This is a genomic window from Maritalea myrionectae DSM 19524 (genome assembly GCF_000423365.1).
GTDB classification, from domain to species: domain Bacteria; phylum Pseudomonadota; class Alphaproteobacteria; order Rhizobiales; family Devosiaceae; genus Maritalea; species Maritalea myrionectae.
The window spans coordinates 782,364-800,472 of record NZ_AUHV01000002.1 but is presented as its reverse complement, the minus strand read 5'-3'; the positions used below and the strand labels follow the sequence as shown (position 1 = coordinate 800,472).

Below are 18,109 nucleotides of genomic sequence, written 5' to 3'. Positions count from 1 at the left end.
GGCGATAATGCCCCGCGTAATCTTATGCGTGCTTGACAGTTTTGGCATTGGCGGAGCGCCGGATGCCGCCGAATTTGGCGACGAGGGCGCAAATACGCTTGGCCATATTGCCGAAAAATGTGCTGCTGGCGAGGCTGATCAGGACGGACTGCGACAAGGGCCGCTGCAATTGTCCAACATGGACATGCTGGGCCTCGGCCTTGCGGCGCAAGCCGCCAGCGGTGAAATACCTGCGGGTCTATCAGGCGAGCAGCGCGGCGGTGTTTGGGCCAACGCCAGCGAAGTGTCCAAAGGTAAGGATACGCCATCCGGCCATTGGGAAATCGCGGGTGTGCCCGTATCTTTTGATTGGGGTTATTTCCCCGAAACCGAACCATGTTTTCCACCCGAATTGGTTGAAAAACTTGTTGAGAAGGCTGGGTTGCCCGGCATTCTTGGCAACAAACACGCCTCTGGCACCACCATCATCGCCGAATTGGGCGAAGAGCATATAAAGAGTGGCAAGCCCATTTGCTACACCAGCGCCGACAGCGTGTTTCAAATCGCGGCTCATGAAGAGCATTTCGGCTTGGATCGTCTTTACGACATGTGTGAGATCGCTCGCAAATTGCTTGATCCGCTCAATATTGGCCGTGTCATTGCGCGCCCCTTTGTGGGCAACAATAGTGAGGATTTTCAGCGTACGGGCAACCGTCGCGATTTTTCCGTGCTGCCCCCAGAGCCAACCTTGCTGGATCGCGCCAAAGAGGCGGGCCGCAAAGTGCTGGCGGTGGGCAAAATCTCCGACATTTATGCTGCCCAAGGCGTCACCCACAAAATCAAAGCCAGTGGCAATATGGCGCTGTTCGACGCGACATTGGATGCCATGGACATGGCCGAAAATGGCGATCTGATTTTCACCAATTTCGTTGATTTTGACATGGAATATGGTCACCGCCGTGATGTGCCCGGTTATGCTGCGGCGCTGGAACGTTTTGACCGTCGGCTGCCCGAAATTGTTTCAAAAATGCAGCCGGATGATCTGTTGATATTAACCGCAGATCATGGGTGTGACCCCACTTGGCCTGGCAGCGATCACACTCGTGAACAGGTGCCGGTTTTGTGTTTTTCCCCAATTTTGAAAAAAGCCAGTGCAGGCGGGCGAGAAACATTTGCAGATATTGGTGAAAGCGTGGCAAGTTGGCTGAAATTGCCAGCTGGGCCACATGGTAAGAGCTTTTTGTAAGAGGTAGAATATGGAAAACGTAACCGTTGTCGAACATCCGTTGGTACAACACAAATTGACCATTATGCGGAACAAGGACACATCAACGGCGAGTTTCCGTCGGCTGCTGCAAGAGATTGCTCATTTGCTGTGCTACGAGGTCACCCGCGATCTTGAAACCGAAATGATCGAGATCGACACCCCAATTCAAAAAATGCAAAGCCCAGCATTGAAGGGCAAAAAGCTCGTGTTTGCTTCCATCCTGCGCGCCGGCAATGGCCTGTTGGAAGGGATGCTGGATTTGGTGCCCAGCGCCCGTGTGTCCCATATCGGCCTTTACCGCGATCCGGAAACATTGGAAGCGATTGAATATTATTTCAAAGCCCCATCCGACATCGCCGACCGTTTGGTCGTGGTCGTCGATCCCATGTTGGCCACAGCCAACTCAGCCGTAACAGCGGTGGATCGCATTAAACGCCGCGGTGCAAACAATCTGCGTTTTCTTTGCCTGTTGGCGGCCCCTGAAGGCATCAAACGCTTTCAGGAAGCCCATCCAGATGTGCCGATCTACACAGCGGCCATTGACGAAAAGCTCAATGAAAAGGGCTATATTGTGCCTGGATTGGGCGACGCGGGTGACCGGATGTATGGCACCCGCTAAATTGCAAGTTGGGGCGCTCTGGCGCCCCTATTTTGCTTCTAAGGGTAGCCCCAACTCGATCAGATCTTCCCGCAATTGTTCCGGGTTTTCAAAGTGCACCGCTTTCATGCCGATATGATCAGCGGCCACCACGTTTGGGTAGCTATCATCAATAAACACACAGCTTGAGGCATCAAGGCTGTAGCGCTCCAAAAAGCGGTGATAGATGCGATAATCCGGCTTCACCAGCTTCTCCTGGCCAGACACCAATATCCCATCAAACTTTTGCAAAAATTCGTATTTTTCCAAAGTGAGCTGGAATTTCTCTTTTGAATAGTTGGTAATCGCAAAAGTCGGTAAATCCTGCGCAATCAATTCCTCATGAATAGCAATCGTCCCGTCAAAGACACCCGCGATGGTCTCTAACCATCGGTCATCATAGGCCTTGATCTGGTTCGTATAGGCGGGAAACTTGGCGCAAAGTTCGGCAATGCCGTCGGCATAGTGTTTTCCGGCATCAAACTCTAGATTCCACAGGCCGGAGTACACATTCTCAACAAACCAAACCGCTTCTTCTTCGCTATCAAACACGTTGCGATATAGGTTGAGCGGGCTCCAATCAATAAAAACGCCGCCCAGATCAAATACTGGGATCAAATAGTCGGACATAATAATCCTTAAGTGAGGAAAGTTTGAGAGTGTAACAGACGCCAACCTAGATCAGGTTGATGATTCCATCAAATCGCGAGCGGAAAAAATACCGATGTTGATAGTTCATGGTGCTGTTGAACAAATATCCAATAAGCGGATCAGCTGAATTCCATGCTTCGCCCATAATCAGATATTTATTTTTGTTTGCCGCCGCGAACTCCGGGGGGATTTGCACATATTGGCTGTCTTTGGTCAGCGGCGATCCACCATTATACGTGCGTGACCATAACACCCATGCTTTAGCATCTCCGTCGATCCGCAAGCTGGTGACGCGTTGGCGAAGATTGGCGGAATCATACGGTTTGATGGTGAATTCGGCTGCCTTGAAATAATCGTCCACCGTTGATGTCGCAATTTGATCTTCCGCACGCGCAACCAAATCGGCAACAGAACCGGCGACCACAGCTACCTTCCGGTCAAGAATAATAAAGGTGCTGACGTCGATGGTGCCCAAATAAAGGGTCAGCATCACTGGCAGGATGAGCGCAAATTCCACCGCAGAAATGCCGTGATCATTTCGCCAAATCGCTCGAATATGTCGGATGATTTGCACGATAGACATCAGTCCCATCCTAAAATGGTTCGTTCATAAAGACGCGAGATGAACTCATCAACATGGCATTGCCGCCATTTAGGTTACCAAGTTGGAAGCCCAAAATGTTTAAGATTGTTGGCCATTTATAATATGTTTCCACCAGCACAACCTGATTACGCTGCCCAGGCCGGAAACTGCTTGTAACGATCCAATTGCCATCCTTATCGACAGGGTTGTTTGATTTGGCGTTGGCAAAATTATCAATGACTTGAACGCGTATCCGCAGCTTATTGCAGTCAAATAACCCAAATGTCTTATCACAAACGACAGCGCGAAATTCAGGCATATTATAACCGTTGCGCTGCGCTTCACCCGTCCGCACGATGCGAGTTGCATCATGAACCGCACTATCGAGCACTTGCGATGCCAACAGGACAAGACCTGTCTCCAGAATAGCGCCAATGATGGCAAAAAACGGCAATGCCAGTAGACCGAATTCAACGACGGTTACGCCACGCTCGTCTTTCCTGAAACGGTTCTGTTTCAGCAATTTATAAGCACGTCGACATTGTAGTGCGAATGTCATCACTTCACCCTTGTTTTAAGTGATGAAAGAATAGCGACGTATAATTACTGAATTCTTTCGATAATGATTCACATCTATACGTTGCAAGGCTATTCGGATGCGCTCTCAACGATTGATTTTGAACCAGCAACTTTGCCCAAATAGTCCACATCGTCGCCCATCATCAAAGCAGGGCCGCATTCAGGTGTGCAAGACACCGTGTTCCGCGCGATGCCATTATAGACCAGCACAACATTGTCCTGTTGGGCAACAACCTCAACTTTCAGGTCAGCAATCGGATTTCCAACAGCATCGAGCGCAATGAGATTGGTGTGGCCAAATGTTTTTCCGGTCAGAACAATGGTTTCTGGATCTTGGATGGTCGCATCCGCGATAGCGGGATTGCCGATAACAATTGTTGAGGCCGCTGAAGGCAGCCGCAAAATGCGCGCCATATTGACCTGAACATCCACCTGACCTTGCGGGTCAGCGGCAATGGCCGCGCCGGTGCCTGTAAACGCCAGCAGGCCCGCCACGACAGCACCGACTGCGGTCCATGTATGCAAAACTTTCAGAACACGTTTGCCAAGCATGACGTTAACCCTTTATTTAGCAAAAACTTTTCAGCATCATGAGATAGAATGGTGAATAAAGTGCAAATGCATGGGGCCGCGGTCCATTCACTCAACTCTTGTGAACAGAATATACCTATAATTTATATGCAAATTCGCTGCGTTTAGTCGTTACGCGCCTGCAAAATGATCGCCTATCGAGAAAGATATTTGGCTAACACACGAAATTAGCTGCAAATATTCCTTCTTAACTATTTGATAATCATAAATATAAACTTGGTCGTTATTGGCCATTGCAAGTTTTCGATTAACACAATTTCAAGACTCCGAGCCTAACGTTGACGTCGAGTTCGATGGTGAGGATCGGACAATGTTTTGACACGTTGTGTCGTGACGACGAGCAAGGAGCAAAGAAATGAATTTGGTAAAACGTTTTTTGAACGATGAGTCAGGCGCGACAGCTATTGAATATGGTCTGATTGCCGCACTTGTTGCTGTTATTATTATCGGTGGCGCAACTCTATTGGGTAACAACTTGAATGCCCTATTCTCTGGCATCGCCGGAAAATTGACACCACCTGCCTAATTCTAGGTATTATTATGTTGAAGAGAGGGGAGCCTTCCGGCTCCCCTCTTTTTTGCGTTGCGGCCAAATCTTTACGTTTGGATAACCATAAATCTGCATGCTGCCGACGCGTTCAGATGAATTAGGTGTGAGCAATATGAATATGATCGTCCTTGCCATTTTTCCCGTCATGATGGCATTTTGCGCTGCTTATGACTTACTGACGATGCGCATCCCAAATTGGTTATCCGCAGTATTGATTGGTGGATTTATAGTAGCCGCAATTCTGGCAGGTTTTCCCCTCGAGATGATCGGCATGCATTTTGTCGCCTTTGCTATTGCACTTGCTGTTTGCTTTCTCTTGTTTATTCCCGGTTGGATTGGCGGCGGTGATGCCAAGTTTGCCGCCAGTACTGTGTTGTGGATGGGCATGGGTTTTGCCTTGCCTTACCTACTATATGCAGCCATCGCAGGCGGTATCTTCACGGCTCTTATTTTGGCGTTTAGAAAATATCTGAACGCCACTCAGTTACCAAAATGGGAGTGGCTCCAAAAATTGCATGATCCAAAAGTTGGAGTGCCTTATGGCATAGCATTGGCAATTGCAGCCCTGATTGTGTTTCCACACACCAATATTTTCACCGCGCTGATTGTGAGCTAAGCGGTTAATTTTATGCAACTTTTCATTAACTCTATTTGAAAAGGCCCTATTAACCAAACCTTGACGCTTTAGCTCGATACTAGCCCCGAATAGCTGTGCGCGTTGCGTGCGGAACTTTGAGTTTAACCGGGGAAATTGAGATGAAGCCGGCGCGTTTGATTCTAGTATTGGTTGCATTGATTGCGGGTGGTTTGGCGGCCTTCTTCGCCCTGAATTCGGGTGGTAGCCCTGAACCAACGCAGCAAGTGGCGGAAGTTGAGCCTGTTAAAAAAGTAAGAGTTTTGATCGCAAGTCGTACCATTGGTATTGGCGAGCGGTTGGGCCCTAATTCCGTAGCCTGGCAGGATTGGCCAGAAGACGCGATCCGCGCTGAATTCATTACGGACCAGCGGTTGCCCGACGCACCCGAGCAAATGCAAGGAACAATTTCCCGGTTCGAGATATTTGACGGCGAGCCCATTCGGGAAGCCAAATTGGTGCGTACCGGTCAAGGTTATTTGTCAGCTGTGATTGGCAAAGGCATGCGCGGCGTATCGATTGAGGTCTCAGCTGAAAGCGGCGCGGGCGGCTTTATCGTGCCAAATGATCGAGTGGATGTGGTTTTAACGCAGCGGAGCCGCTTGGGCGATACATCACAAACCATTCTCAATAATGCCCGCGTGTTGGCCATCGGCAACCGTTTGGGAGAAGTTGGCCCAAATGCAGGCAGTGGCAATGGTGAACAGGCCGCGCCAGAAGCGTTTGAAGATAAAACGATTGCAACGCTCGAACTGACACCGCGGCAAGCGGAAACGATAATTAATGCGGCGGAGGTCGGGTCACTCTCACTTGTACTCCGGTCAATCGTTGATTTTGTAAACGGTCCCGCAACTGGCGGCACGGCCGATCAATCCAGCGTAAAACTCATTCGCGCCGGACAACAATCGAGCGCGCTGGCAAATTCAGGTCCGGAAACGTCTGACGAACAAGCAAATAGCGATGCGCAGCAAGGCAATGCCGAGGGGGGCAGCGTGTTCTCCCCAATGCCTGTGCCCACAGCGCAAACCCGCCCAAATAATGCACCAGTATTGGTGAAGGAGTAATGGTTATGTCGAAGCCTGTACAAGCCATTTTTAATGTAGAAGCATTTGCCCAAGCCAAAAAGTTGCTGGCGAAAGGCGCATTGCTGCTGACACTTTTGGTTATGCCGCAGATGTTGAGTACACAAGCTGCAATGGCAAATGCGACGATGCGCATTTCAGCCAATCAGATTGGTCAAACATATGCAGTTGCGGTGGGGAAGAACAAATCTCTTATCGTTGACTTGCCGGTTTCTGCAAAAGAAGTCATCGTTTCAGAGCCATCTATCGCCAATGCAATTGTGCGCACAAAACGCCGCGCCATTATTCAAGGGCGCTCAGCGGGCGACACAAATGTGATCTTTTTGGATGCCAAAGGCAATCCAATTGCGATTTTGGATGTAACCGTTGGTCAATCCGGCGGTGGACTGGAAACAACTCTGGCGCGCTTGCTGCCCGGCTCGACAATCGAAGCCACAGTCGCAAATGAGCGCGTTGTGCTGTCGGGCTCAGCACGCAGCGACGATGATGTGCAAAAAGCCATCTCAATTGCGAAACAATTCAGTGGAAACGAAGTGGTTTCGGTCATCAATGTGGCCGGTGCTCAGCAGGTTATGCTCAAGGTTATCGTTGCGGAAGTGCAGCGTGAAACCGTTAAACAATTGGGTATCGACCTCAATGCCAGCTTAAATGTTGGTGGTGTGGCAACGTCCTTGTTGACCAATCCCGGTTTGGGCGGTGTATCCAATGTGGTTGCATCCAACTCAGGCAAGCTAGGGTTCTCCTTTGGTAACCTCTCGGTCGATGCAACAGTTAAGGCATTGGAGCGCCGTGGCGCATTGCGGACTCTGGCGGAACCCACGTTGACGGCCCTTTCAGGCAAAAGCGCAGAATTCCTGGCCGGTGGTGAGTTCCCTGTACCTGTCGGTTATGATGAGGGTGAGATCACTTACGAATTCAAGCAATTCGGCGTAGAGCTGAATTTCACGCCAGTTGTGCATTCTAACAATGTCATCTCGCTTGATGTGGAAACAAAGGTCTCCGAATTGAATGCAGAAGGTGGCTACACGGCTGGTCCTGTTACCATTCCGGCGACAAAAGAACGCCGGGCCAAAACGTCGGTGAAATTGCCGACGGGCTCGACTTTGGCTATCGCCGGTCTGATTGAGGAAAAATCTCGCCAACGGTTCAATGAAGTGCCGGGCCTGGGGAAAATCCCCGTGCTTGGTGCGCTGTTCCGGTCACGTGATTTCGTCCGTGCCGAAACTGAATTGTTGATCTTGGTGACGCCTTATCTCACCGCACCGGGCCATATGAACGACTACACCTTGCCCACGGATAAAATGGATTTCGCTGGCGATGCTGAGGCGATTTTCTTGGGACGGATGGAGAAGCTATACGGCGTGGGTGACGGCCCTAAAGGGCAAGATCTCAAGGGCGGCGTTGGCTTTGTGTTGGATTAAGAACGAGCGCGAAAACGAGTTGGAAGTATAAATTATGTCAGATGATATTCGTCAAAACGTGAGCGGCGCTTCGGATATTCCCTCGGGCGCGCGTTTGGTGCCACACATCACCATTCAAGCCTTTTGTGAAAACGCCATGACGGCGCAGTCGGTTGAAAGCGCAGTCAATGATCGTCGCATGCACAAAGTTGCCTTGACGACCCATAATGGCGGCATTGAAGCGGCGGTTGAAACCTACAAGATCAACCCAACGCCAAACCTGATCATTATTGAATCAAATCTGGCCGGCAATGATTTGCTGTCAGCTTTGGATCGCTTGGCTGAGGTGTGTGACGCATCAACCCGAGTTGTCGTCATCGGGAATGTGAATGACGTTGAACTATACCGTCGCTTGATCCGCTATGGTGTTTCTGAATATTTGGTGACGCCAGTGGAAACGCCTGCCTTGGTGGATACAATTGCGGATTTGTTTACTGCCGAAGGCGCAGATCCTATTGGACGTACCATCGCCTTTGTTTCAGCAAAAGGCGGCGCCGGCTCTTCAACAATCGCACACAACACTGCATGGGCCTTGAGCCAGCAAGTGCGCCGCGATGTGCTGATCATGGATATGGATTTGCCGTTCGGCACTGCGGGCCTCAATTTCAATCAGGAACCACCGCATGGCATTGCCGACGCTGTGTTCTCCAATGATGATGTTGATGATGTCGTTATTGAGCGTTTGATGTCTAAATGTGCCAATCACATCAATCTGTTGACAGCGCCAGCCAATCTAAATCGCGATTATGATTTTCATGAGCAAGCGTTCGAGAACATTATCGAGATTTGTCAAAAGAACATGCCGCTTGTGGTGCTTGATTTGCCACATGCGTGGAACGGCTGGGTGCGGCACACCTTATCAACCGTTGATGAAGTTGTGATTGTGGCCGAGCCCGATTTGGCGAATTTGCGCAATGTGAAATTCATGATGGACACGCTCAAATCATTGCGCATGTCGGAGGCAGAGCCCATTTTGATGATGAACAAAGTGGGTGTGCCGAAACGGCCAGAATTGAGCACCTCTGAATTCGCGAACACAATCGAAGTCGACATTTTTGCTGAACTTGGTTTTGAACCGGCTCTGTTCGGCACGGCGGCAAACAACGGTCAGATGATCGCGGAAGTAAATGCAACGCACAAACTAAACGACGGATTTAACAGTCTGGCGCGGCGGGTGAGCGGTCGTGATGCGGCGACGCATCAGGATGCAAACGGTCTGCTGCCGGGCATTTTGAAAAAATTAAAGCTGGGATAACCCACGGCGTAGCGTGAAGTAAGGTTAGTCATGTTTGGGAAACGCACAAGTTTTGGCGGAAATACAAATCAGCAGCAGGCAAAGCCTCAGCCGAAGCCTGCCCCTATTCCTGCGGCTGAAAAACCAACGCCCAAACCACAGGGCGGGCCAAAGCCAGACCTGAAAATCAAAAAGCCTACCATAGGCAAAGAAGAGGTCGTGGATGTTGAAAAAGCACCCAAGGACCGCGGTGTTGATTCCGAATATTTTAAAACCAAATCCTCCGTCTTTAACGCCCTGATTGATTCCATTGATTTGAGCCAATTGGCGACAATGGAGCAGGATTCTGCGCGCGAAGAAATCCGCGATATTGTGTCTGAAATCATCACGCTGAAGTCCATCGTGATGTCGATTTCAGAGCAGGAAGATCTGCTTGAAGATATCTGTAACGACGTGCTTGGCTATGGCCCGTTGGAGCCACTATTGGCCCGCGATGATATCGCCGACATCATGGTCAACGGGGCTGGCCGAACCTATATCGAGGTGGACGGCAAAGTGCGTCTCACCAATGTGCGGTTCCGTGATAATTCCCATTTGATGAATGTGTGTCAGCGCATCGTGAGCCAAGTTGGCCGTCGTGTCGACGAATCCAGCCCGATATGTGATGCGCGTTTGCCTGACGGTTCTCGTGTGAACGTGATTGGGCCGCCCTTGGCCATTGACGGCGCCTCGCTGACCATTCGTAAGTTTAAAAAAGACAAGCTGACGTTGGATCAGTTGATGAAGTTCGGATCGATCTCGCCTGAGGGCGCGAAGGTCCTGGAGATTTTGGGACGTGTTCGTGCCAACGTTTTGATCTCCGGTGGTACAGGTTCGGGTAAAACCACATTGCTCAACTGTTTGACGGCCTTTATCGAACCTGATGAGCGGATCATCACCTGCGAAGACAGTGCCGAACTGCAATTGCAACAGCCGCATGTGGTCCGGCTGGAAACACGCCCACCCAACCTTGAAGGTGAGGGTGAAATCACAATGCGCGACTTGGTGAAAAACTGTTTGCGGATGCGTCCTGAACGGATCATCGTGGGTGAGGTGCGGGGACCAGAAGCATTTGACCTTTTGCAGGCCATGAACACGGGCCACGATGGGTCCATGGGCACATTGCACGCCAACTCGCCGCGTGAAGCCCTGAGCCGTCTTGAATCAATGATTACAATGGGCGGGTATTCGCTGCCATCGCGCACGATCCGTGAAATGATCGTGTCGTCCGTCGATGTGGTCGTGCAAGCCGCCCGTTTGCGCGACGGTTCGCGGCGCATCACCCACATCTCTGAAGTGTTGGGCATGGAAGGTGACGTCATCGTCACGCAGGATGTCTTCCTTTACGACATCATCGGTGAGGACTCGAACAGCAATTTGATTGGCAGACACCGTTCAACAGGCATCACCAAGCCTAAGTTTGCTGAGCGTGCACGTTATTACAATGAGGAGCTGAACCTTGTTGAAGCGCTGGAAGCCGCAGCTGTAAATGATGAAGAAATGAGAGGTTAGCCGGATGTCGCCAATCGTTCTCTTTTTGCTGACGGCAGTGGCCATAGGCGCCATCGGTCTCGCATTTGTTCCCGGCGTGGCAGGGGGCGGCCGTGCCAGCAAACGCATGAAAGCACTTCGCCAACCGGGGCCACAGAATAGCGGGCGAAAAAGTCGTGTTGAAGCGGACGGTCGCAAAAACCGCGACAAACGGCGGAAATCGCTGCAAGAAGTCCTTGATGAACAAAACGAAGCCAACAAACAGCGAAAAAAGCGGACAGTCAAAAAGCGACTTATCCAAGCTGGATTGAAGGGCAATGTAGCTGCGTTTTATCGCAATTCAGTGATCGTCGGCGTGTGCATGTTTATATTCACATGGTTTACCGGCGTGCCGATCCATTTCGCCTTAGTGTTTGGCTTGGCTGGCTTTTATGTTTTGCCGCGTTGGTATTTGGCCAACCGTACCAAAAGATTCCGGTCGAAGTTTTTGGACGAGTTCCCCAACGCGATTGAGGCGATTGTGCGCGGCGTGAAGGCCGGTATGCCACTAAATGATTCAATGAAAGTGGTTGCGGCTGAGGCGAAGGAGCCGGTGAAAACTGAGTTTATCCGCGTGGTGGAGCAGCAATCTGTGGGCAAGAACATGGGGGAAGCAATTCCAATCATGTTTGAACGGCTGCCGATCGCGGAAGTGAACTTCTTCGTTGTGGTGATTACCGTGCAGCAACAATCAGGCGGCAACTTGTCCGAAGCTTTGGGCAACTTGGCGACGGTTTTGCGCAACCGCAAGAAGATGAAAGCAAAGGTCAAGGCCATGAGCTCGGAGGCGAAAGCGTCCGCAGGCATCATCGGCTCATTGCCCTTTATCGTGGCGACATTGGTTTCACTTGTGAGCCCAACCTACCTTTTGCCTTTATTTCAAACTCCGGTTGGAAACATTTGCCTCGCCGTTGCGGGCTTGATGATGTCGACGGGTTTGTTTGTCATGTATCGCATGGTTCAGTTTGAATATTAATTTGGGACGAAAGTAAGCACATGGAAGCGCTCGTTGAAACACTAACAGACCGGCAGTTTTTGATTGCACTTTTGGCTGCAATTTCAGCGGCGGCGATCGTGTTTACTTTTGGCGCCCAATTCGCTGACGGTAAGGATATGAAAAGCCGCATTCGCCGAGTGGCGAGCGAGCGGGAACGCCTTCGCACCGATGAGTTGGCTCGTTTGCGTGGCGAAGACAAAAAAGTAGGCGCAAGTGGTCGTCGCAAAGACTTTATTCAAAAGACAGTTGAGCGCTTCTCGCTGAAAAAAGCATTCGCGGATGAGCAAACGAGCCTAAAATTGGCCCGCGCGGGCTATCGTGGCCCCAATGCCGTGATGACATATGTTTTCATGCGCTTTGCCATCCCACTCGGCGTGTTCGTCCTTGCGCTATTCTATATCAAATTCATCATTATGCCGGATGCGCTGCTGTTTTTGCAGATAACGTACGCGATGGGCGCGGGGATTATTTCATCCTATTTGCCGGTTCTGCTTCTAACCAACAAGGTCAAGAAGCGGCAAAGTTCAATTCGCCGCGCCTGGTCTGACTGCTTGGACTTGATGCTCCTATGTGTTGAGAGTGGCATGTCCATTGAGGCCGCGTTTCAAAAAGTGTCGATTGAGATTGTGACCCAAAGTCCTGAACTGGGCGAGGAAATGACACTAACGACGGCTGAATTGAACTTCTTGGAAAGTCGCGCAAAAGCCTATGAAAATATGGCGCAGCGGATCAATCTTGATGAAGTCAAATCTGTCATGACAGCACTGATTCAATCTGAACGGTACGGTACTTCCGTGGGCAGTTCTTTGCGCGTAATGGCGGAAGAGGGACGCGATATGCGCATGATGGAAGCGGAGAAAAAGGCCGCTTCCTTGCCGCCAAAACTAACCGTTCCGTTGATCTTGTTCTTTTTGCCCGTTCTGTTCATCGTTATTATGTCGCCAGCAATGATCACCATCTTTGCAGCGCCTAGCGTGGGCTAATCACCTCGTAGGTGGGCACCCAAACAAAAACACCCAACTGGTAGTGCCAGTTGGGTGTTTTGCGTTGAAAGGGGAGAGAGCTTGCTTAAGAGCTGCTCTTGATCCGGTCCCACTTATTTTGTTGGGTCAATAGCGCCCTGATGTAAGCCATGTTGGCTTCAACATCCGCTGCTGGCAGTTCTCGGGCATAAAGGCTGCGGGCTTCATCAAATCGGCCCTGCAGGCCCACAATAAGCGCCAAATTCAATCTGATCTTGCGTGTTGCCTTGGGCATCGAAACAGCGCGGCGAAGCGCTTTTTCCGCTTGGTCCAATTGGTTCGACATCGCATAGGACAAGCCGAGATTTGCATAAAGTGAGGGTTCATTTGGCGCGATCACCAGTGCTTGATTGTAAAGCGCGCGCGCTTCCGCGTTCTGACCCATCTGATCAAAAACGGCGCCTTTAACGCTCAGCGCATTCCAGTCTGGCCGTTCAAGGCGAATGCTCGCATCAAGCACATTGATGGCACGATTAAACTTGCCATCTTCTGCCAACGCCTTGGCGTAGGCGAGGGCAACATCTTGATCGTTCTTATATTTAAGCTGCGCTTGTTCCAACACGGACACAGCTTGCCCCGTTTGACCAATTGCACGCAGAGCTGCGGCAAAATAGATCGCGCTTTGTTTATTGGGGTTTTGTTGGAATTTTGCGCCTAAATCCTGCACAGCTGCATGTTTTGCTTCGTTGGACATGCTGGAGAAATCTGGGGTCGCTGTACCGCCGCTATGGCCGCGTGGTGAGGCGCAGGCGTTCAGCGCAATGGCCGCAACACCGGCAAGGGCCAGCAGTTTTATTCTATTGGACATGCTACTTTGCCGATAAGACATGCGAACCTCTGTACAAAATCAAGCGGTACGCAAACTGCGCAACCTTACTATGCAATAAATCATTAACCCTAATAGTCAGTTAAAATGCCTTGCGAAGTGCGATCCTCATTGCGTTTGCATTGGCCCGTGCTTCACGTTAAATCTTGGTCAAACCAATGCAACCGAAAGCGGAAATATGTCTGTTTCAAAATCTTTTTCAGTCCATTGTCTTTGGCAGGACCAAGATCTCCCAGGTGCCCTCAACGCGCAGCAAAGCGCGTGGGTAAAGGCCCACAATTTTGCGGGCAAGAAGGGGGAACTGGTGGCGTTACCTGGAAAAGACGGTGAGGTTTCCGCATATCTTTTCGGTATGGGCCCAAAGGAACAGGCTGATCCGTTTGTCACCGGATTGGCTGCCGCTAGCCTGCCGGAAGGGGAATATGCCCTTGAGGGTGATTTCAATGATCCAACTTTAGCTGCCGCCGGTTTCCGCCTTGGCGCCTATGATTTTGATCGGTTTCGCAAAACGCCCAAAACCGTAAAGCTTGCCTCGCTCAAAGGCGCAGATGAAGATGAAGTTGATTTGTTGGTCGAAGCCGCCACCTTGGCCCGCGACCTAACCAATCGCCCCGCAAATGATTTGGGGCCAGAAACCTACGAAAAAGAAATTCGCGACTTTGCCAAACAGCATGGGGCGAAGGTTACCTCTATCGTTGGGGATGATTTGCTGGATCAAAATTTCCCCTTGATCCATGCGGTGGGTCGCGCCGCGTATGAAGCGCCGCGTTTGCTTGATTTTACCTGGGGCGACGAGAGCGATCCCAAAGTAACCCTTGTGGGTAAAGGTGTTGTATTTGATACAGGCGGATTGGACATCAAGCCACCACAATCCATGCTGCTTATGCGCAAGGATATGGGGGGCTCAGCCAACATTTTGGGCCTGGCCCACGCGATCATGAAAGCCAACCTTAAAGTGCGTTTGCGCGTCCTGATTCCCGTCGTCGAAAACTCCATTTCCGCAAACGCGTTCCGCCCTGGTGACATCTTGGATTCGCGCAACGGCATGACGGTCGAAATCGGCAATACCGACGCTGAGGGGCGGCTCGTGTTGGCCGATGCGCTCAGTCTCGCTGATGAAGAAAAGCCCGACATGATTATTGATATGGCGACCCTTACAGGTGCTGCCCGTGTGGCGGTCGGCGCTGATTTGGGGGCGCTTTATTCAACAGATGACAAGCTGGCGCAAGAGTTGGTCGCACAGGGTAAAGCCAGCGCCGATCCCCTTTGGCAGATGCCGCTTTGGGATGAGTATGATGACATGCTCAAATCAAACATTGCCGATGTAAACCACATCTCAAATGGCCCCTTGGCGGGGTCGATCACGGCAGCGTTGTTTTTGCGTCGTTTTGTGAAAAACGCCAAGAGCTGGACCCATATGGACATTATGGCCTGGGCCCCATTGGCACGCCCCGGTCGCCCTGTGGGGGCCACAGAGCAAGGCCAGCGCGCGGCCTATCGTGTGCTCAAAGCACGTTACGGCAAAAAATAGTCCTAATAGCCTTGGACGGGATCAACCACATGTTGCAAGGTACCATCCCGCTCATAGCTTTCTATTTGCCGCGCCACCAATTCAACGCCCCCCTCAAATGAGGAAATGGCCGCGATGTGCGGCGTGATATAGCAATTGTCGAGATCCCATAGCGGGCTGTCTTTTGGCAATGGCTCTGTTTTAAACACATCCAGACTCGCCGCCCCCAAAGTACCGTCTTTCAGGCAGGCGACCACATCATCCTCATCCTGATGGCCACCTCGGGCCGCGTTGATCATCACCGGTCCGTGGGGCATGACATCACGCCGAAGTTTTTCGAACGTGCGGCGGTTTAAAATATCGCGGGTATCCGAGGTCAAGGGCAGCAGGTTTACCAAAATATCTGTGGCGGCCAAAAACTGGTCAAAGCCCGCGTCGCCTGAAAAGGAGGTGACGCCCTCAATTTCTTTTGGGCGTCGGCTCCATCCATTAACTTGATAGCCAAGCATGGTGAGCTTTTGCGCGGCATCTAAACCCAATTGGCCCAGCCCCATCACGCCTACAGCAATGTCGGTGGCAGGCGCAGGATAATATTGCGTCCAGAAATGCTGTCGTTGCTCGTGGCGATAGTGCGTGAGCTCTCGATGGTGCATCGTCACATTGGCGATCACATAATCGCTCATACATTGTGTCAGCGTCTCATCGACAAATCGGGTGATCGGCACATTTTGGGGCAAATGGGGGTGCTTCAAAATGGGGTCCACACCCGCCCCGAGCGAGAAGATAGCTTCAAGATTGTCCAGGCCATCAAACACATCATCGCGGGGCTTCCACACATAGAGATATTTGATTTCTGCAGGATCAAACGCATCAGAGGAGGTGACAATTTTGAGATCCGGCATTTTGGCTTGGAAGGCGTCAGCCCATTCCTGCTCATCAATGCCGCCCAAATGTACAAGAAGCGTCATGCTGCCCCTCCAATCGATTGTTGCTGGAATAAAAAAAGACCGCGCCTTTATGGCACGGTCTTCGCAAATTTTTCAAGCTGTTCGCTTCGGCGTTAGCCGTTTGTTTCTTCAGCGTTTGCGTCTTCAGAAGGTGCGGCTTCTTCTTCGGCCGCAGGCGCCATTTCTTCTTCAGTGGTCGCCTCGCTATTGTCTTCCATCACTTCTTCCGTTGAAGTGGCGTCAGCGTTCACGTCTTCTTCCTCGATCACAGCTGCATCTTCAGCGGCTGGGAAAGGCACAGGATCTGCGCTAAGAGTCTGCATATAGGCCAACAGGTCTGCGCGGTCTGTTTCTTTTCTCAAACCAGCAAAGCTCATTTTTGTGCCTGCTGCATATCCTTTTGGATCTTCCAGGAATGCGTTCAACGCTTCATAGGTCCAAACTTTGCCCTCAGCGCCCATTTCATTCAGCACGTCTGAATAAGAGAAATCATCAAGTCCTGCAATTGTGCGGCCAACGATGCCGTAAAGGGCAGGGCCTACCTTGTTGGCGCCACCTTCTTCAAAGCTGTGACATGAGGAGCATTTCTTGGTGACATCTGCGCCATCTTCGGCTGATGCTGCAACCAAAAGATCAGCCAAAGGAACAGTTTCCTCTTCGACTTCGGCCACTTCAGCGCCGCCCTCTTCAGGCTCTTCCAAGGTGTATCCGCCACCCGCGCCAGCTTCGGTGTGGTAAATCGCGTCTGACAAGAAGCCAACGCTAAACACAAACACAAGGGTGCCCAATGCAGCCCCAATAAACTTTTCCAGATCAATCCGATTCATTGTTCAGCTTTCTCCGCGTCGCTTCCCCGCCAGCGACAAATTCCGCCTGAGCCCATCTTTTCGGTAGAAAGAGGGCCAAAATGATTCTTGCATGCCAAATTGTCATGCTTTTGCGCGCGGACCATATCCACTCGCCGCTTGCAGCGCAACAGCCTATTGGCGTTCTGCGACATTTCGCATAAATATTTGCCTAATTTCCAGCATTAATCACCCCTCAATTGACTTCCCAAACAAAAAAAATGAATAGTGCGCGGCGAAAAATCAAAATTTGAGGAAAAATCGATGCTTAAAGTGGCGTTTCAGGGTGAATTGGGAGCTTTCGGACATGCGGCGGTGCGCGCCACATTTCCAAATGAGCAAGAACTGCCATGCACCACGTTTGAGCAAACGGTTGCCGCTGTGCAAAACGGCACGGCTGATTATGCCATGGTGCCGGTGGAAAACTCGCTTTATGGCCGCATCACCGACATCCATCATCTGTTGCCGGAAAGTGGATTGAAAATCATTGGTGAATATTTTCACCGGGTGAACATGAACCTACTTGGGGTGAAGGGCGCGAAACTTGATGACATCAAGGAAGTGCAAAGCCTTTCTGTTGCGCTCGGCCAATGCCGCAACTTTATCAAAGATCATAATTTGAAGGCGATCAACGCCGTGGACACCGCCGGCTCAGCTCGCGAAGTGGCAGAGCGGGGCGATAAAAGCCGCGCGGCGATTGCATCCAAACTGGCAGGCGAAATCTATGGGCTTGATCTGATCTCCAGCGACATTGAAGACGCTGATCACAACACCACCCGCTTTTTGGTGATGTCGCGCAATATGATCGAGGTTGATCCCACCAAGCACAAGGTGAAAACCACCTTTGTGTTCCGTGTGCGCAACGTGGCTGCTGCGCTTTATAAAGCGATGGGCGGCTTTGCCACCAACGGGGTCAACATGACCAAGCTGGAAAGCTATATGGTGGATGGCAGCTTCACCGCAACCCAGTTTTATGCCGATATTGAAGGCCATCCTGATGATCCAGGCGTGCAGGACGCGTTTGAAGAGCTGGCCTTTTTCACCCACCATATCGATATTTTGGGTGTCTATCCCGCCGCCACGAAGCAGGATTAGGCTTTTGGGCGCAAATTCTTTCGGCGCACCCCCTTGCACTTTGGCGCAAAG

Annotated in this window: 19 protein-coding genes; 12 read left to right on the top strand and 7 right to left on the bottom strand. The window is 51.0% G+C overall.

From position 1 onward, the window contains the following. Nucleotides 1-7: 7 nt before the first annotated feature. The gene (locus G549_RS0104210) at nt 8-1,225 is read left to right on the top strand and encodes a phosphopentomutase (protein WP_027833964.1); all 1,218 of its coding nucleotides are present in this window, start codon (nt 8-10) and stop codon (nt 1,223-1,225) included. Between the two features lie 10 nt (nt 1,226-1,235). Next, complete coding sequence (gene upp / locus G549_RS0104205) at nt 1,236-1,865, top strand: uracil phosphoribosyltransferase (protein WP_027833963.1); 630 nt, start codon at nt 1,236-1,238, stop codon at nt 1,863-1,865. Between the two features lie 27 nt (nt 1,866-1,892). Here upp and G549_RS0104200 read toward each other — a convergent pair whose 3' ends face one another. The 4 genes from G549_RS0104200 to G549_RS19005 form a co-directional block, all read right to left on the bottom strand. Next, on the bottom strand, nt 1,893-2,513 hold the full coding sequence (locus G549_RS0104200) for an HAD family hydrolase (protein WP_027833962.1): 621 nt from the start codon (nt 2,511-2,513) through the stop codon (nt 1,893-1,895). A 46-nt stretch (nt 2,514-2,559) separates the two neighbouring features. Then, nucleotides 2,560-3,117 (bottom strand): TadE/TadG family type IV pilus assembly protein, encoded by a 558-nt coding sequence (locus tag G549_RS21185; RefSeq protein WP_169449601.1) that lies wholly within the window; start codon nt 3,115-3,117, stop codon nt 2,560-2,562. 10 nt (nt 3,118-3,127) lie between these two features. Next, the gene (locus G549_RS19010) at nt 3,128-3,676 is read right to left on the bottom strand and encodes a TadE/TadG family type IV pilus assembly protein (protein WP_051213338.1); all 549 of its coding nucleotides are present in this window, start codon (nt 3,674-3,676) and stop codon (nt 3,128-3,130) included. 89 nt (nt 3,677-3,765) lie between these two features. Next, the gene (locus tag G549_RS19005; protein ID WP_051213336.1) at nt 3,766-4,248 is read right to left on the bottom strand and encodes a pilus assembly protein N-terminal domain-containing protein; all 483 of its coding nucleotides are present in this window, start codon (nt 4,246-4,248) and stop codon (nt 3,766-3,768) included. A gap of 394 nt (nt 4,249-4,642) precedes the next feature. Here G549_RS19005 and G549_RS0104175 point away from each other — a divergent pair, with 394 nt between their 5' ends. The 8 genes from G549_RS0104175 (at nt 4,643) to G549_RS0104140 (ending at nt 12,796) form a co-directional block, all read left to right on the top strand. Further along, a complete protein-coding gene (locus G549_RS0104175) occupies nt 4,643-4,813 on the top strand; it encodes a Flp family type IVb pilin (protein ID WP_027833961.1) in 171 nt (56 codons plus the stop codon). 97 nt (nt 4,814-4,910) lie between these two features. After that, nucleotides 4,911-5,453: an A24 family peptidase gene (locus G549_RS0104170; protein ID WP_246778331.1), complete on the top strand. Its 543-nt coding sequence runs from the start codon at nt 4,911-4,913 to the stop codon at nt 5,451-5,453. A gap of 140 nt (nt 5,454-5,593) precedes the next feature. Then, nucleotides 5,594-6,535 carry a Flp pilus assembly protein CpaB gene (gene cpaB / locus G549_RS19000; protein WP_051213334.1) on the top strand — a complete coding sequence of 314 codons (942 nt, stop codon included), beginning with the start codon at nt 5,594-5,596 and terminating at the stop codon, nt 6,533-6,535. A 5-nt stretch (nt 6,536-6,540) separates the two neighbouring features. Next, entirely contained in the window at nt 6,541-7,974 is a 1,434-nt protein-coding gene (locus G549_RS0104160) for a type II and III secretion system protein family protein (RefSeq protein WP_027833959.1), read from the top strand. Between the two features lie 34 nt (nt 7,975-8,008). Further along, nucleotides 8,009-9,268 (top strand): CpaE/TadZ family protein, encoded by a 1,260-nt coding sequence (locus G549_RS18995; RefSeq protein WP_036220964.1) that lies wholly within the window; start codon nt 8,009-8,011, stop codon nt 9,266-9,268. A gap of 30 nt (nt 9,269-9,298) precedes the next feature. Beyond that, nucleotides 9,299-10,798 (top strand): TadA family conjugal transfer-associated ATPase, encoded by a 1,500-nt coding sequence (locus G549_RS0104150; RefSeq protein ID WP_027833958.1) that lies wholly within the window; start codon nt 9,299-9,301, stop codon nt 10,796-10,798. A gap of 4 nt (nt 10,799-10,802) precedes the next feature. Further along, nucleotides 10,803-11,792 (top strand): type II secretion system F family protein, encoded by a 990-nt coding sequence (locus G549_RS0104145; protein ID WP_027833957.1) that lies wholly within the window; start codon nt 10,803-10,805, stop codon nt 11,790-11,792. Nucleotides 11,793-11,812: 20 nt separating this feature from the next. Then, nucleotides 11,813-12,796 (top strand): type II secretion system F family protein, encoded by a 984-nt coding sequence (locus G549_RS0104140; protein ID WP_027833956.1) that lies wholly within the window; start codon nt 11,813-11,815, stop codon nt 12,794-12,796. Nucleotides 12,797-12,881: 85 nt separating this feature from the next. Here G549_RS0104140 and G549_RS0104135 read toward each other — a convergent pair whose 3' ends face one another. Further along, the gene (locus G549_RS0104135) at nt 12,882-13,643 is read right to left on the bottom strand and encodes a tetratricopeptide repeat protein (RefSeq protein ID WP_027833955.1); all 762 of its coding nucleotides are present in this window, start codon (nt 13,641-13,643) and stop codon (nt 12,882-12,884) included. A gap of 196 nt (nt 13,644-13,839) precedes the next feature. Here G549_RS0104135 and G549_RS0104130 point away from each other — a divergent pair, with 196 nt between their 5' ends. After that, nucleotides 13,840-15,192 (top strand): leucyl aminopeptidase family protein, encoded by a 1,353-nt coding sequence (locus G549_RS0104130; protein WP_084633962.1) that lies wholly within the window; start codon nt 13,840-13,842, stop codon nt 15,190-15,192. Nucleotides 15,193-15,194: 2 nt separating this feature from the next. On the opposite strand, the gene G549_RS0104125 is transcribed toward G549_RS0104130, so the two are convergent. Both G549_RS0104125 and G549_RS0104120 read right to left on the bottom strand, forming a co-directional pair. Beyond that, the gene (locus tag G549_RS0104125) at nt 15,195-16,139 is read right to left on the bottom strand and encodes a 2-hydroxyacid dehydrogenase (RefSeq protein ID WP_027833953.1); all 945 of its coding nucleotides are present in this window, start codon (nt 16,137-16,139) and stop codon (nt 15,195-15,197) included. A 92-nt stretch (nt 16,140-16,231) separates the two neighbouring features. Continuing rightward, complete coding sequence (locus tag G549_RS0104120) at nt 16,232-16,945, bottom strand: c-type cytochrome (RefSeq protein ID WP_027833952.1); 714 nt, start codon at nt 16,943-16,945, stop codon at nt 16,232-16,234. Between the two features lie 282 nt (nt 16,946-17,227). Between G549_RS0104120 and G549_RS0104110 the strand changes: the two genes are divergently transcribed. Further along, nucleotides 17,228-18,058 (top strand): prephenate dehydratase, encoded by an 831-nt coding sequence (locus tag G549_RS0104110; RefSeq protein WP_027833951.1) that lies wholly within the window; start codon nt 17,228-17,230, stop codon nt 18,056-18,058. Nucleotides 18,059-18,109 lie beyond the last annotated feature (51 nt).